The organism is Acidobacteriota bacterium, assembly GCA_012517875.1.
In the GTDB taxonomy this organism is placed as follows: domain Bacteria; phylum Acidobacteriota; class JAAYUB01; order JAAYUB01; family JAAYUB01; genus JAAYUB01.
Genome location: JAAYUB010000026.1, coordinates 129,948 through 143,775 on the forward strand (window position 1 = coordinate 129,948; position 13,828 = coordinate 143,775).

15 protein-coding genes are annotated in these 13,828 nt (G+C 60.1%); 4 read left to right on the plus strand and 11 right to left on the minus strand.

What is annotated here, in order from left to right; genetic code table 11:
• Window positions 1-18: 18 nt before the first annotated feature.
• Window positions 19-1,311 carry a UDP-N-acetylglucosamine 1-carboxyvinyltransferase gene (gene murA, locus GX414_04055; protein NLI46260.1) on the minus strand — a complete coding sequence of 431 codons (1,293 nt, stop codon included), beginning with the start codon at window positions 1,309-1,311 and terminating at the stop codon, window positions 19-21.
• Between the two features lie 216 nt (window positions 1,312-1,527).
• Between murA and GX414_04060 the strand changes: the two genes are divergently transcribed.
• Together GX414_04060 and GX414_04065 are read left to right on the plus strand one after the other, a co-directional pair.
• Window positions 1,528-2,412 carry an SPFH domain-containing protein gene (locus tag GX414_04060; GenBank protein NLI46261.1) on the plus strand — a complete coding sequence of 295 codons (885 nt, stop codon included), beginning with the start codon at window positions 1,528-1,530 and terminating at the stop codon, window positions 2,410-2,412.
• Window positions 2,409-2,624 carry an Arc family DNA-binding protein gene (locus GX414_04065; GenBank protein ID NLI46262.1) on the plus strand — a complete coding sequence of 72 codons (216 nt, stop codon included), beginning with the start codon at window positions 2,409-2,411 and terminating at the stop codon, window positions 2,622-2,624. Before GX414_04060 ends, GX414_04065 begins: the two co-directional genes overlap by 4 nt.
• Before the next feature lie 25 nt (window positions 2,625-2,649).
• Here the strand turns inward: GX414_04065 and GX414_04070 are convergent, their stop codons facing one another.
• The gene (locus GX414_04070; GenBank protein ID NLI46263.1) at window positions 2,650-3,234 is read right to left on the minus strand and encodes a hypothetical protein; all 585 of its coding nucleotides are present in this window, start codon (window positions 3,232-3,234) and stop codon (window positions 2,650-2,652) included.
• A 76-nt stretch (window positions 3,235-3,310) separates the two neighbouring features.
• Here GX414_04070 and GX414_04075 point away from each other — a divergent pair, with 76 nt between their 5' ends.
• The gene (locus tag GX414_04075) at window positions 3,311-3,964 is read left to right on the plus strand and encodes a zinc ribbon domain-containing protein (GenBank protein ID NLI46264.1); all 654 of its coding nucleotides are present in this window, start codon (window positions 3,311-3,313) and stop codon (window positions 3,962-3,964) included.
• 661 nt (window positions 3,965-4,625) lie between these two features.
• Here the strand turns inward: GX414_04075 and GX414_04080 are convergent.
• From GX414_04080 to GX414_04090, 3 genes are all read right to left on the minus strand, one after another.
• Window positions 4,626-5,921, minus strand: a complete 1,296-nt coding sequence (locus tag GX414_04080; protein NLI46265.1) for a hypothetical protein — start codon at window positions 5,919-5,921, stop codon at window positions 4,626-4,628.
• A gap of 69 nt (window positions 5,922-5,990) precedes the next feature.
• A complete protein-coding gene (locus tag GX414_04085) occupies window positions 5,991-7,064 on the minus strand; it encodes an XdhC family protein (protein ID NLI46266.1) in 1,074 nt (357 codons plus the stop codon).
• An 11-nt stretch (window positions 7,065-7,075) separates the two neighbouring features.
• Window positions 7,076-8,518, minus strand: coding sequence for an SDR family oxidoreductase (locus GX414_04090; protein ID NLI46267.1), 1,443 nt, complete (start codon window positions 8,516-8,518; stop codon window positions 7,076-7,078).
• Between the two features lie 248 nt (window positions 8,519-8,766).
• On the opposite strand from GX414_04090, the gene GX414_04095 reads away from it, so the two are divergent.
• Window positions 8,767-9,333 carry a hypothetical protein gene (locus GX414_04095; GenBank protein NLI46268.1) on the plus strand — a complete coding sequence of 189 codons (567 nt, stop codon included), beginning with the start codon at window positions 8,767-8,769 and terminating at the stop codon, window positions 9,331-9,333.
• A gap of 29 nt (window positions 9,334-9,362) precedes the next feature.
• Here the strand turns inward: GX414_04095 and GX414_04100 are convergent, their stop codons facing one another.
• The 6 genes from GX414_04100 to GX414_04125 all read right to left on the minus strand — a co-directional run bounded on the left by GX414_04100 (window position 9,363) and on the right by GX414_04125 (window position 13,547).
• Complete coding sequence (locus GX414_04100) at window positions 9,363-9,860, minus strand: GtrA family protein (GenBank protein NLI46269.1); 498 nt, start codon at window positions 9,858-9,860, stop codon at window positions 9,363-9,365.
• Window positions 9,854-10,531 carry a hypothetical protein gene (locus GX414_04105; GenBank protein NLI46270.1) on the minus strand — a complete coding sequence of 226 codons (678 nt, stop codon included), beginning with the start codon at window positions 10,529-10,531 and terminating at the stop codon, window positions 9,854-9,856. The genes GX414_04100 and GX414_04105 overlap by 7 nt, the downstream gene beginning before the upstream one ends.
• A gap of 54 nt (window positions 10,532-10,585) precedes the next feature.
• Window positions 10,586-11,833 (minus strand): hypothetical protein, encoded by a 1,248-nt coding sequence (locus tag GX414_04110; GenBank protein ID NLI46271.1) that lies wholly within the window; start codon window positions 11,831-11,833, stop codon window positions 10,586-10,588.
• A 160-nt stretch (window positions 11,834-11,993) separates the two neighbouring features.
• On the minus strand, window positions 11,994-12,443 hold the full coding sequence (locus GX414_04115; protein NLI46272.1) for a hypothetical protein: 450 nt from the start codon (window positions 12,441-12,443) through the stop codon (window positions 11,994-11,996).
• Window positions 12,433-12,969, minus strand: coding sequence for a hypothetical protein (locus GX414_04120; GenBank protein ID NLI46273.1), 537 nt, complete (start codon window positions 12,967-12,969; stop codon window positions 12,433-12,435). Before GX414_04120 ends, GX414_04115 begins: the two co-directional genes overlap by 11 nt.
• Window positions 12,966-13,547: a sigma-70 family RNA polymerase sigma factor gene (locus tag GX414_04125; protein ID NLI46274.1), complete on the minus strand. Its 582-nt coding sequence runs from the start codon at window positions 13,545-13,547 to the stop codon at window positions 12,966-12,968. The genes GX414_04120 and GX414_04125 overlap by 4 nt, the downstream gene beginning before the upstream one ends.
• Window positions 13,548-13,828 lie beyond the last annotated feature (281 nt).

A 13,828-nucleotide genomic window follows, 5' to 3' on the forward strand; every position in this document is an offset into this window, starting at 1 on the left:
TGGGTGGGACAACGCGGATCATGTTTTGCAAACCCGAGTGATGCGAGCACCCAGGGCGCGGAGTTTGGAATCCACCTGGGCATACCCGCGCTCGATCTGGTGGATGTTCCGGATGACCGATTCTCCCTGAGCGGCCAGCGCAGCCAGGACCAAGGCCATGCCGGCGCGGATGTCGGGACTTTCCATGTTTTCGCCATACAGCTTGCTGGGTCCCTGCACGATGCATCGGTGGGGATCACAGAGCACGATCTGGGCTCCCATCGCAACCAGCTTGTCGGTGAAAAACATCCGGCTGGGATACATCCAGTCATGGAACAGCACGCTGCCGCGGCTCTGGGTGGCGGTGACAATGGCAATGCTCATCAGGTCAGTGGGAAACGCCGGCCACGGCATCACCCTGACCTCCGGAATGGCGCCGCCGAGCTCCGGTTCGACAACCAGGCGCTGATCGGCGGAAACCACCACATCGTCGCCGTCCACAGTCCAGTCAACACCGAATTTGTTGAAGGTCATGCGGATCATGCCCAAATATTGCGGCCCGGCGCGGCGGATCCGAACGGCGCCGCGAGTGACCGCGGCCGCGCCGATAAAACTGACAACTTCCATGTAGTCGGGGCCGATGGTGAATTCTGCACCTTTCAGCCGGGTCACACCCTCGATGCGCAACACGTTGGACCCGATGTGGTCAATCCGCGCGCCCATGCGGTTGAGAAGCAGACACAGTTCCTGGACATGGGGCTCGGAGGCCGCGTTGCGGAGGTATGTGGTGCCTCGGGCAGTCACCGCGCCCATGATGGCGTTTTCGGTGGCCGTGACTCCCGCTTCATCCAGCAAAATGTCGGCGCCGCTTAAGCCCTCGCTGTGAAACTGAAACTCCTTGCGGATTCGATCATAATCAGTTCGGGCGCCCAACGCCTGCAGAGCCTGCAAATGGGTGTCCAGGCGCCGCCGCCCGATGACATCACCGCCCGGTGGGGGCAGACGCAGGTTGCCGCAGCGGGCGGTCACCGGACCGGCCAGCAGGATGGAGGCGCGGATCTTCAGGCACAGTTCCGGATCGAGATCGGCGGGCCGGACTTGACTCGCCTGGATGCACCATGTGCCGCCCCCCACATCAGTCACGCTCACACCCAGGCTCTCCATCAAGGCGCGCATGGTGCGTACGTCACCAATGTCGGGGACGTTGAGAAGTGTGACCGGTTCCTCGGTGAGCAGGCAGGCGGCGAGCAGGGGTAGTGCGGCGTTTTTGTTCCCCGACGGTGTGACTTCGCCCTGCAACGGATGCCCGCCCTCGATGACGAACTGCTCCATCTGTTACCTCCGTGCCGCTGTCTGCCGGACTCTGGTCCGCTTATTGTAAACCAAACCAGCAATGATACACAGCCTCCCCTTTCGGTTGATTGTATGGGTTGTGGCGAAACAAGAAACATCTTCGATCGGGTGAGATACAGTTTGGGCAGCACAAACAAATTGACCGAATGATTGTACTGTAATATCATCTTAATATCTGATCGGCGGAGGTGTGGCATGGATGCGATATTTGAACGGCCCGCATGGCGGATCAACGGATTCCTGCTCCTGCTCATCAACTTGGTGATCTTTTTCTGGAGTGTGCTCGGAATCATCACCGCTGCCCGACTGGACGACACATCGGTGTTCGGTCCGCTTGGCTTCGGTATTGCCGGCATGATCGGGGGCAGCATCATGACGGGTGGTTTCTTCGTTGTGCATCCAAACGAATCGCGGGTTCTCATCTTCTTCGGCCGTTACGTGGGCAGTGTTCGCGAAAGCGGTTTCTGGTGGACCAACCCGTTCACGGTCAAAAAGCGGTTGTCCTTGCGGGTGCACAATTTTAACAGCGAAAAACTGAAGGTCAACGACGCGCAGGGCAACCCCATCGAGATTGCTGCGGTCATTGTCTGGCGGGTGGTGGATTCGGCCAAGGCGATGTTCGACGTGGAGAACTACGAGCAGTTCGTAGCCATCCAGAGCGAGACGGCTATCCGGGGATTGGCCAGCACCTATCCGTATGACAGCCACGAAGAGGGAGAAAGCTCGCTGCGGGGCAGCCCGTCCGAAGTGGCGGATAATCTGCGCAGCGAAGTACATAACCGGCTGGAGATTGCCGGTGTGGAAGTGCTTGACGCCCGCATCAGCCATCTGGCATACGCCCCGGAGATCGCTCAGGCGATGCTGCGCCGGCAGCAGGCTCAGGCAATCATCGCAGCCCGCCAGAAAATCGTGGAGGGCGCCGTGGGAATGGTCCAGATGGCGCTTCAAATGCTCAGTGAGCAAAAACTGGTGCAACTGGACGAGGAGCGCAAGGCCGCCATGGTGAACAATCTGCTGGTCGCCCTGGTTTCGGAGCAGGAAACACAGCCCATCATCAACACCGGGACACTGTTTGGATGAGCAAGAACAAACGGTTCTTGCTGCGCCTCGATGACCGCATGTATGCGGCCTTGGAAAAATGGGCCGCCGACGACCTGCGCAGCGTGAACAGCCAGATTGAATATGTCTTGCAGGAAGCGCTGCGCCGGGCCGGTCGACTCAAAACCGCCGGCGCGGCGCCGCCGGATTCGGACGGGACAGCGCCGCGTGGGCGATCCCGAAAGCAGACCTAGAGCAGGCGACGGATTCCACAGGTCATCACTTTGTGTTGCGATGGGCCCAAATGGCGGATATGACACAGGCGAACACGGCGCCCATCCGCAATTCCACATCCTCAGCGCACATCCGGTCATCAATTTGCCAGCGCGACCAGTCGTGGCTGTATGTTGCCGATACATGCATGGTGCCGGCGGGGCCGGATACGCTCCAGCGCTGCCAGTCGTTGCTGTAGATCATGGCGACGCGGAGTGTCCGCCCGCCGCGGGAAACTTCCCAGCGCTCGTAGCTGCCGGAGTAGACGGTTCGGATAGCGATGTCACCGCAATCCCATCGCTCCATGGAATTCGAGTAGGTGGCAGAGATGGAGGCGCTTCGATTTCCAATCTGGACGCTCCATCGGTCGACGGCGCCGGAATAGGTGGCGGACAGCGTGCCGCCTCCGTCCACCAGATCAATGTCCCAACGCTCCCATGATCCGGAATAGGTCGCGTTCAATCCGGTGAAGCAAGCTGAGGCGTCGCGGCGGTCTCCAGCGGGTAGCGCACCGGCACCCAGCAACAGCATCAGGACAAGAACCGGGCGGAACAAGGCTTCTCTCCGGCGACGGGTTGTCAGACATTCCATCTGATCCTCCTGACGAGTAAAAGGTTCAGGTGTATAATAACCGTGCGCAAAACAGGAGGTTGAAAGAGCGACCGAGATGAGCGACAAGATTGCGTTTACCAAGAATTATTCCGACCTGAGCACCAACCAGGGATTCCAGTTTGAATTCTACTGCGATCGCTGCGGATCAGGATTTCGAACCCGCTTCCAGGCATCGACTATCAGCCGGGTCACCGAGGCCTTGAACGCAGCCGGAAGCCTGTTCGGCGGGTTGTTCGGCCAAGCAGCGGACCTCGGCGAACGTGCCCGTTCCGCCAGCTGGGAGAAAGCGCACGACGATGCATTCACTGCCGCCATGGAAGAGTTGCGGCCTGATTTCATCCAGTGCCCGCGCTGCTCCGGTTGGGTGTGTCGGCAGAGCTGCTGGAACAGTCAGCGCGGCTTGTGTAAAAACTGCTCCCCAGACCTGGGTGTGGAAATGGCCGCTGCGCAATCCTCCCGCACGGTTGAGGAGATTTGGGCCCACTCCAAGATGGCGGAGGAAGACCGCGAGATGCTCAAGGAGAGCAGTTGGCGGGAAGGCGCGCGGGCCACCTGCCCCCACTGCGGCGTGCCGCTGGCCAAAAAGCAGAAATTCTGTCCGGAGTGCGGCGGGCCGCTCCAGCAGAAAACGGCCTGCCCCAAATGCGGCACCACTGTTCCCCCGGGAACCAAATTTTGCGGCGAGTGCGGCGCCAAAATCGGGGGGTGATCGTCCGTTACCAGGCGGGCGAATCGTCAGTCATCGAACCAACGGGCTGCCCGGCTTCCACCAATGCGCGGCAATTAAAACTCCGAATCGCCAAGTGAATTGGTTTGTACAAGCAGTCGTCGGATCGCGCGGTGGAGTTAGGATCGGACCGATCCCGGCTCAGCGTCGGCTTCAGCCGGTACGCCGCAATGTCACGCCTGCGGCGCCGATGGGCGTCATTTGATTGGTTACCGGGCTTGCGCCGCGGGAACCGGATTGCGGAGCAACGGATCGGGGCTTGCCCGGACCGCCTTTAGGTTGGGCGGCTTGGGCCACCGACGCGGGGACGCTGGATTGACTGATACTTCCGCTCGCTGTTGCCAAGTCCTTGTTGGTAAATGCCCGGGCGCCGGACTTGGCGGGCATTGCATTCTTCCTTTTCGATAATTCGGCCAAGGTTGTCGGAGAGGATGTGGCCGTGTTTTGGCCAGAGGTCGCCGTGGCGGGTTTTTGGGTAGCGCGGGATTTTTCCTTCCGGGACAGGCCGACTAGGCTCTGTCCAGCGACAGAAAGCGTCAAGACACCTAAAACAAGCCAAAACACCAAGCGTCGCACGGAAACCACCCTCCTCATGACATCAATTATTTTAACATATCAAGCACCCCATCGATATCAGTTCACGTCAACGGAGGCGTGGGTGCAATACCAAACGCCCGGCCCCCGGGTCCAGCTCCAGTCTCGCGACGGCGAGCAGATCGGCGCCGAGCACGCCGTCCAAAGGAGTCAGGGCATAACCGGAGACGGGCCAGACTGCCAATTCGCGCCAGACGAGTGATTGCCCGCCCAGCCGGACGGTCAGCTGCGGGACGAACCGGACCTCACGACTTTCGGTCCCGCCGGCTCCGGCGATCTTGGCGGTTCGTCGCGGCAGCGATTGGGTGCCCAACTTCTCTAAAAACGGCTGGCGCAGACTGGTTGCGGCGGCACCGGTGTCCAGCCCAAACACAAGGGGACGACCGTCGGCCATAGCGGCACAGGCACAGGGGTAACCCATCCAAAACAGGTTGCGCCGATTTTCGACAATCGGTTGTGAAGGTCCAAGCCGGCAGAAGCCGGCCGCCAGGTCCAGTTCAACACTCATGTGGCGCAATGCATTCCACCCGATCAGGCCATCAAGAGCAACAGGATGGCCCAGCGGTCCGGGCAGGCGAAGGTCCCGGTCGGACAGGACGATGGCGGGCAGATTGTAAAAAAAAACACCGCCAGCTTGAAGTTCCCGGATGATCGCACCTCGTACAGCGACCTTGTGCCGCGTGGTCGTGTCAGCGGTTGTCTTGGCCCCGGCGGGAAGGATGCCGCAGCGTCGGGCGGTTGATTCGGTGAGCACGGTCAGACCGGCGCCGGTGTCCAACCAGAGTCGGCTGCTTCGACCATTGACACTGACCATGAGGGCTGGCGTCCCGATTTGACTGGCAGTCAGCGGCAACGTGATGGGTTCGGCTGGTATGACCGAACGGAAGGGTGCTTGTCCCCTGAATGTTTGGGCCAAGATCCGATCGTCGAACAAGCCGGCGCTGTAGAATGGCGCGTAGCGCAGAAACCGATCCCAGTCGCCCAGAAGGAACAAGGTTTCCCCCAGCAGATCGGCCGTCACGCGGCGTTCATCGCCTGGCTCCAGACGGTTGAGAAAGGCAGCCAGACGATCGGCGGCGGTGGCGTAGTCTCCGCCCAGTAAGTCGGCGATGGAGTCAGTAAGAGCAGCTGATGCGAGGTGGAGAGGTGAAGAGCCCGGTAGCGCCAGCGGGAGTTCGGGCATTCGACCGGACAGATCAAAATCCGGCCTGGTCGGCGAATTCGCTGGCCCGTCGGGGGGCTGGATTTCCAGGCGCGGCGGCACGCACGCTGCCAACACACTGACCAGCACGATTGTCAACGGCAACAAGTCGAGTCGATTGGAGTGGGTCTCGTGGCGAATCATTGCACCGGCACCTTGATGTTGTACGCACGATCTGGCGCCATGTTCGGGAACACCGCGGCTGGCCTGCCGTCAGGATTGCCGGCGTGACGGCAAGATCCCCCGGCGCACAGCTACCAACTCGGCGGCGATGCACAGCGCGATCTCCGCGGGGGTCTCCGCGCCGATTCTCAATCCGATGGGACAACGAACCTGATCCAATTCAGCAGAAGTGAAGCCACTGGCCGCCAAAGAAGAAAAAATCGCCGACTTTTTGCGGACGCTACCAATCATACCGATGTACTGGGCGCCGGTTCTCAGCGCTTGCTCGAGCACCTCGCGGTCGTGCTGGTGTCCCCGGGTGACGATGACAATGAACGAGCGTTCGTCGATGGACAACCGGTCCATGCAGCCAACAAAACTGTCCAGGACCACGACCTCGTGGGCATCGGGCAGGCGGGCAGAGGCGGCGTAGTCGATCCGGTCGTCCAACACCACCGTCCGAAAACCGGCGCGCCGGCACAGGGGGACCAGCTCGACGCCGATATGTCCGGCTCCGAAAATGTACACCACTTCCGGTGGCAGGACCCACTCGATGTAAAGAGATCCGCTGTCTGAAGTCCGGTATTCGGGCAGTCCAGCCGTGGTCGGCGGCGTGACCCAGTCGGTTGACAGGTCGGCGAAATAGGACTTAGCCACCACAGAATGACCGCCAACGACCAAGTTCCAAATCGTCTGCAGGGACAAACCTTCACCGCATAAAGCAAGGACCAGAACGAAGGGCTGTCGCGAGGCTATGGCAACCGCTGCACCCGCGACCACAGCGTTGACGTGTGGATCATCTGGCCGGAGCCGGTCCACCAGGACTTCGACCCAACCGCCGCACATCATGCCGGCGGTGGCAGCGTCCTCGTTCTTCATCTCGAATTCCATTCGCTCGGGCCGGCCGGTGCGCAGGACACGCCGGGCGCACTTCATGACGCGAAGTTCAAGTTCGCCGCCACCTATGGTTCCCCAGACCCGTCCGTCGCTGTCCAGAGTCATCATGGTGCCCGGCTCCCTGGGTCCGGATCCGTGCCGACGGATGATTAAGGCGAGGGCTACAGTTCGCCCCTGCGTTAGTTCCCGGGAGATGTGTTGAAAAAAATCGACCGCGGACGCACTCATTGTTCATGTCCTCAGGATTGGCCGTCAGCGGCTTCGATGCGTCGGGCTTCCTGGATGATATTCCGGCCCATCTTGCGAAACACCAAGCCGTGGAACGGCAGCACGAGATACCAATAAAGGCGTCCCCACAATCCATTCGGATAATAGTATGCGGTTTGTATGAGTTCGCGGTCGGTCAGGAGGAACTCAAGCCAGGCGCGTCCGGGCAATTTCATCTGGGCCTGGAGGAGGAGACGGCGTTCGGGAACCAAGTGGGCGACGGTCCAGAAGTCGATGCTGTCACCGACGCGCAGCGCTTCCGGATCGCGACGTCCGCGATTCAGGCCGTATCCGCCGGCCAGCTTGTCGATCAGCCCGCGAAGCCGCCAGAGAATGTTGTACGAAAACCAGCCGTGTTCACCGCCAATGGAAGTGACAGCGCGGTAGACAGAGGCTTTGGTTGTTCCGTTCAAGGCGTAACTGCGTCGGTCTTGAAACACCGCCTGCTCCAGAGGGGCGTCAGGATCCTCGCGGATCTCCCCGCTGCTGTCACTCCAGCGGCTGATGACCTGGCGTTGTTCGATCTCGGCAATGGCGGTGCGCACGGACTGTGCAAACGGTTCGGTCTGAATTCCGGGGAAGAGCTGCTGCGCCCGGTCGTTCGTGACCACTGTTTCCGATCGCAATCCTTCGATCAAGGCGGCGGCCAGTCGGTATGGCACGGGGGTGAACAGGATCAACCAGTATGAGGACAGTTTCGGCGTAAGCACCGGCACGCGGATGATCCAGCGGCGCAGACCCATGGCTTGGCCGGTGGCCAGCATCATCTCGCCGAAGGTCATCGCTTCGCCACCGATATCAATTTCCGTTGTGACGTCCCCTGAAAAGTGTCGGGCGGCCTGCAAGTAGGTCAGCACATCGTTCACGCCGATAGGCTGGGTCCGGGTGGATACCCAGCGCGGCGTGACCATCACCGGCAGCTTCTGGACCAAATGCCGGATGATCTCGAAGCTGGTGGAGCCGGAGCCGATGATCACCCCCGCCCGGAAATGGATGGTCTGAACATGGTCGGGGCGTGATGAGAGGATTGCCCCGGTTTCCATCCGGCTACGCAGGTGCGGGCTGGCGCTTTCAGGCCGGCCCAAACCTCCCAGATACACGATCCGACGAACTCCCGCCGCGACGCAGGCATCGACAAAATTGCGCGCGCTGACCCGGTCCATTTCTTCGAAGTTCGCCCCCTGGCCCATGGAGTGAATCAGGTAATAGGCAAGGTCGATCCCCCGAACAGCGGCGGCGAGCACGTCCGGCTGGAACGTACTGCCCTCAACCACCTCGACGCAGTCCGGCAGTTGCGGCAGTTTGGCGCGCGTCCGAACCAGGACGCGCAGTGCAACCGCCGGGTCGCCGGCCAGCTGCAGCAGGAGGCGCCGGCCGATATAGCCGGTGGCACCGGTCAGCAGGATGTTTCGCATGGGAAGCATTTTCACCGCGAGTTCCGGCGTGAACCTGCAGGACATTATACCAGACACTAGTCCACTCCCGGTGAGGGTGGGGGCGGCGGATCTGTTGACGGACAGTAGCCATCTGATCCGTGGGTGATGTGAAATCCTGAGTATAATGGTATGTGGTGAGGATCAGAATGAGAGACCCGCAAGCGGTTCGCAAAGCATGTACGGTACTGGTCATGTGTATCGCCACTGTCTGGTGCGGAGCGCAGAGTATGGCCGAGTTGGCCTCCCGTTCCCGCGAGGCAGCCGCGAAGGAAACATCAGCCAAAGTCTACACGAACCGGGACCTGAAGAGTGCCAAGGGTCGCATTTCCCAATCCAGCCTGTCCCGGACTGATGCGGCGGAACCAGGTGTTCCGTCGACAGGAACAGCGATTCCGGCCAACCCCTCGTCCGTCGATCCCGACGAAGCGTTCTACGACCGGCTCTTGGACCAATATCAGTCGATCGAAGATGCCCGGAAAAACCTTGACCAGGCGGAAACGGATCTGATCCTGGCGGAGTCCGCTTACCAGCTTGCGCAGCCGTTCGACGTGTTCATGCCGGGCATGCCGGACAACGTCTGGACAATTGAGCGGGAGAGTCTCGCGACCATCGCTGTTCGCCGGGAGCGGCTGGAGGCGGCCCGGCTGGTCCACGCCGCTGCGCAACGGGAATTCGAATATGCCCAACGGGGGCGAGCTGCGCTGCTGCGTGAGGCGCACCAGAAAGGGATCCCGGCCGGAGTGATCCGCCGCGCCGAAAGCAACTGGGCGAAACGATCCAGGTCTGGAGAGTGAACCGAAGCGGCACTGGCCCGCTGGGGCACTCAGCGTGAGGCGCCGGCATCTGGTTCGCGGGATTCCACAGGTGGCAAATTCGTTGGATTTGCGCTCCTGTAGGTTCTGAACACAAACCATTCGCTAGCCGCGAAATTCAGCATATAGCACAGAGCAATGGACAGCAGATTGGCCGCTAGGTAATGGAGGCCGAAAGCGCCGACGAACAGTCGCATCAGGATCAGGTTCCCCAGGATGGACGTGAGGCCGGTGACCACGTTGAAGCGGACGAGCCGGACCAGGAGGTCGCCAGGGCGATGGCGGGTCCGGTCAGCCCAGGTCCAGCATGCGTGCCAGGCGAAATTGTGCAAGATTGCCGCTTCGACGGCGATGAGTGTGGCCCAGAGGTAGTTCAGGCCCAGACCGTCGATCAGTCCCGTCAGGACCAGTAACTGGACAACGATGCCCAACGCACCCACGGCATTGAAACGGAGCCAGTGCCGCGCCAGGTGGCGCCAGTTTTCGGCGTTGGGAGCCGAGGTCACCACTTGGTCTCCTCGCGGTAGAGCTGCCGGGTGTGTCTGATCGCGGTGACCACCAGGGTGGCGAAGATGCAGGCGGCGCCGATGACGCCGCCTACGTCGTAGACGAGCAGCGGCGGCCCAAAAATCTTGGTCATGGGGCGGAACATCAGGGCGCTGTTACCGGCGATGAGCAGGAGCCGCAGCTCGGTAGGACTCAATTTCCAGAACGACATGTGAAAGGCGCCGAGGGTGTAGGTGGCGAGATAGACCTCGATATTCAGCATCAGGTAAGTGATAAGAAGAGCGGCGGCCACCGGGGGCGACATGTAGCCCGACAGCGCCAGGCCGCCCAGCATGAAGCAGGTGCCGAAGGCATCACAGATGTGATCCACGTAAAAACCATAGCGGGGCCGCAGCTGGTTCCGCACCCGAGCCACGGTCCCGTCGAGACTGTCACCAAACCAGTTGACGACCAGCCAGACGCTTGCCAGCATCAGGCCGAGCCGGCTCTGGCTGGCATACCAGTAAGACAGGCCGACGCCGAGCATGGCCAAGAAGCCGAGTCCGGTGAGATGGTCGGGATTAATCCAGGCTGGCAGGCGTTCCGCCATCCAGACCAGCACCCTTTTTTCCAACGGGGCCAGAAAGCTTTGCTGGGACCTTTGCGCATCCTTGAACGACTGTGGTGTGCTCATTTCCGACCTCGGACCCTGAACGATTGGCGGCGGTCTGGCCCTGCGGACAACGGATTATCTGGCTTCGCTGTATGCCTGTTCCAGACCTCGCCGCGCTTGCTCGTGGGAATCGTAAACGTTCGGTATGGCCAGCACACGCCGGTAATGCTGGATGGCTGCATCGCGCCGCCCCAGGAGATCCGACATCTGGCCGGCCCGCAACGTGGCTCTGGCCTCGAGTTCGGAGGCGGCGTTGGGCGTGTTCGCCGCCGCCATAAAGTGGCGGCAAGCCTCGTCACGCCGTCCCTGGGCGGCCAACGCTTCGGCATACTGGTAATGAACCAAATCGGCCACGGACGATCTCGATGGATTGTCCAGCAGAGCTTCGAAGATCCGACGACTCTCCGCACCGCGGCCCAGTTCGATCAGCAATCCGGCCCGCTCCAACTGGAAAACATAATTTTGCGGATACTTTTGGGCGAGGACGCTCACAGTTTGCAGTGCGTCTGCAAGCCGTCGTTCCCGCACGTAGAAAGTCAGCAAGGCGACGCGCGCATCGTCATTGGCCCAGCGCCCGTGCTCGGCGACCGTACGAATAGCATCCAGTCCCCGTTCACGGGAGCCCCTGTGTCCGCCGAGGGCGGCCAGGATCTTCACATAGAGCGGCAAGCTGCCCATGATGTAATTATAGGTGCCGGTGGTCAGTCGGGCGTCCACGTACTCGGGATCCAGTTTCAACACCTGTTCGTGAAGACGGACCGAAGCGAGCCCGTTACGAAGGGCCGAGAAAAACGAGCGGGTCACCGTCGCCTCATAACTGGCAATCAATCCGTGAGCCATACCCTGTAAGTAAAGCGCGTCCGTGTCGTTCGGATGCGCAGCCAGTGCTTGCTGGCTGCGCCCTATGGCGGCGTTGGCGAAAGCGCGCAACCGTTTGTCGGTCGCCGGATCGACCTTCTCCTCGGTTTCGGCAAAAAAGGAATTCCCGCTGAACAGATTGGACCTCAACCGTCGCTGCCGGTTGAGTATTTCCAGCCAAAGCGTGGTTGCCTGGTACAACTGGGCAGCCGGATGTCGGGGCGCCAGTTTGCCCAGCGATTCGAATCGGTCGCGGGCGGCTGTGTAATCCATGTTGTAGAGAGCGTCGAACCCTTCCCGCCTCAGGCGGTCGAATTCATCTGTTTCCTGAGCGGCCAGCCGTGGTTGGGTAGGCTGGAGAACCACCGACGGACGAACAGCCCCGGTGCCGAGCAGCACGACGACCGCATATCGGATGAATGCCTGGTCAAGCAAACGGTGTCTCACGGTGCCCTCTTTGGACATTCGACGCATCCGGTTGGAAGAGGTTCAGGCGAAGCGGTAAGCCGGCAAGGTCCGCCCGGATTTGGAGCGGCCATAGACGAAAGCGCGCCATGAGCCGGAAACCGATTTTCGGGTAACAGCAGGGTATGATTTCGTGCTTGCACCAGGCTCGGAGTGCCGGTTATTTCCCGCCTGGAACTTCGAGAGCCTTGCCCTTTTCAAACATTTCCATGGCCTTGTCGGGTAGTCCCATCTGCTTGTAGATGAATCCTTTTTCCTTATACAGACGGGCCTGGCTTTCCTTCTCCCGAAGTGAGCCCAAACCCATGTCGGCCAACTGGAGCGCTACCTTGTGTTGATTCTTCTTTGAGAGGAGCTCAGAGAGGATGAGGATTTCGTCGACGACGTACTTTTCGTGCTTGTCGGTGAATTTGAGGTCTAGGATTTTCTGAAGTTCCGGTTGTACCTTGTCATACTGGCCTTTGTCGATCAGCAGCACCAGCAGCTCATGCTGGGTCACCGCAATGGATTTTTTGTCTTCCAGCGTCTGATCGGGAGATTCGACAGCCAGGAGCGAGGCGAAAAGCGCCAAGCCGGTGATTGCAATTAGCAGACAGGATTTACTCACCATTGTCCATCTCCATGAAAGGGTTGGCGAAGTGACCGCGCAAGTATGGCGAGAACGGGTTTTCAGGATCCCTCGCCCGAGTATCAGCCGGGGCACCGTGTGTCTGGAAAGGATTGCCCTGGGCGACCACCGCTGCGCGGTAGCGCACATGCGCCTCCATTTCGTGTTGCAGATTCATCGTACTGAAGACGCTGCGTTGAGCTTGCCAAATGAAAATTCCCACCCCGATGATGGCCAGGAGGGTTGCCGCGCTTCCCGCCAGCACCCAAGGGCGGCTGCGCAGATAATCCCACCACCGGTGCGGCTCCGGTGCGGACAGCGCGTCGGCGACCGCCGACCAGATACGCGGAGCGGGTTCCAATTGCGGCAGGTTGGCGACGAGGAGCCGCTGAGCCTCGAGCAGGGTGGCCACTTCGCGGCGGCATGCGGGACAGCTCCGAACGTGTGTGTCAAAACAGTCCCGTTCCCCGACGGGAAGTTCCCCGTCCAGGTATTCAGAAATCTTGCTGTTAAAGTCGCCGCAATTCATGCTTCTACAGATCCTTCGCGAATGTAGCGGGCCAGCCGTTCTCGAATCATCAACCGCGCCCGGTGAATGTCGGTTTTGACCGATTGGGGTTTGCGGCCCACCAGTTTGGCCACCTCCTGGTAGCTGAAGCCTTCCAGGACGGCTAGGACAAACACCTCCCTGTACTTGAGCGCCAGAGACTGGATAACCTGACGGGCCACCTGCTGCAATTCTCCCCGGAGCAACTGTTCCTCGGGGGTGCTGTCCGTGTCTTCCAGGTGGACGATTTCGCGGTTGTCTTCGTCGGTTTCATCGGTGGACACCGTGGGTAGCCGTTTCCGCCGGTACACCTGGTAAACGAAATTCCGGGCGATCATGAACAGCCAGGGTTCAAAACGGGAAGTGTCCTTGAGCGCCTTCATGTTTTTAAAGACCGAGATGAACGTTTCCTGGGTAACCTCCTCGGCGGTTTCTCGAGATCCGGTCAGGCGATAGCTGAAGTTGAGCACCCGTTTGGAATATTGATCGTATAATTGGTGGAACGCGTGGAGATCGCCATCACGGGTTCTACGGATCAGATTGTCAACGTCGGGACTCAACGTCAACGCAGAACACTCTCAAAATAAAATGATTCCAAAGCTCATGGGAAGTTTCAGCCGGTATTTAACTATACCCGCTTTCCACGTGTCAAGAAATTGATCCGTTATACCGCGATGCAACTTTTTGTCGGTGGCGGGATTTAATGTCTGACAATGGGGTTAAATCCCTCGCCTTCAGGCGAAAACTTGAGTTAGAGTACGATGTATGGAGCATTATCGAACATCGGCACACACCCGCTACGATGTGAAGTATCATTTTGTATGGATCACCAAGTACCGCA

Excerpts from the sequence above, each read along its gene's own strand:
- GX414_04090 (NLI46267.1), bottom strand. The coding sequence starts at position 8,518 with ATGCGAAACATCCTGCTGACCGGTGCCACCGGCTATATCGGCCGGCGC.
- GX414_04095 (NLI46268.1), top strand. The coding sequence starts at position 8,767 with ATGGCCGAGTTGGCCTCCCGTTCCCGCGAGGCAGCCGCGAAGGAAACA.
- GX414_04115 (NLI46272.1), bottom strand. The coding sequence starts at position 12,443 with ATGGTGAGTAAATCCTGTCTGCTAATTGCAATCACCGGCTTGGCGCTT.
- GX414_04060 (NLI46261.1), top strand. The coding sequence starts at position 1,528 with ATGGATGCGATATTTGAACGGCCCGCATGGCGGATCAACGGATTCCTG.
- GX414_04120 (NLI46273.1), bottom strand. The coding sequence starts at position 12,969 with ATGAATTGCGGCGACTTTAACAGCAAGATTTCTGAATACCTGGACGGG.
- murA (NLI46260.1), bottom strand. The coding sequence starts at position 1,311 with ATGGAGCAGTTCGTCATCGAGGGCGGGCATCCGTTGCAGGGCGAAGTC.
- GX414_04070 (NLI46263.1), bottom strand. The coding sequence starts at position 3,234 with ATGGAATGTCTGACAACCCGTCGCCGGAGAGAAGCCTTGTTCCGCCCG.
- GX414_04105 (NLI46270.1), bottom strand. The coding sequence starts at position 10,531 with ATGAGCACACCACAGTCGTTCAAGGATGCGCAAAGGTCCCAGCAAAGC.
- GX414_04065 (NLI46262.1), top strand. The coding sequence starts at position 2,409 with ATGAGCAAGAACAAACGGTTCTTGCTGCGCCTCGATGACCGCATGTAT.
- GX414_04080 (NLI46265.1), bottom strand. The coding sequence starts at position 5,921 with ATGATTCGCCACGAGACCCACTCCAATCGACTCGACTTGTTGCCGTTG.
- GX414_04110 (NLI46271.1), bottom strand. The coding sequence starts at position 11,833 with ATGTCCAAAGAGGGCACCGTGAGACACCGTTTGCTTGACCAGGCATTC.
- GX414_04085 (NLI46266.1), bottom strand. The coding sequence starts at position 7,064 with ATGAGTGCGTCCGCGGTCGATTTTTTTCAACACATCTCCCGGGAACTA.
- GX414_04075 (NLI46264.1), top strand. The coding sequence starts at position 3,311 with ATGAGCGACAAGATTGCGTTTACCAAGAATTATTCCGACCTGAGCACC.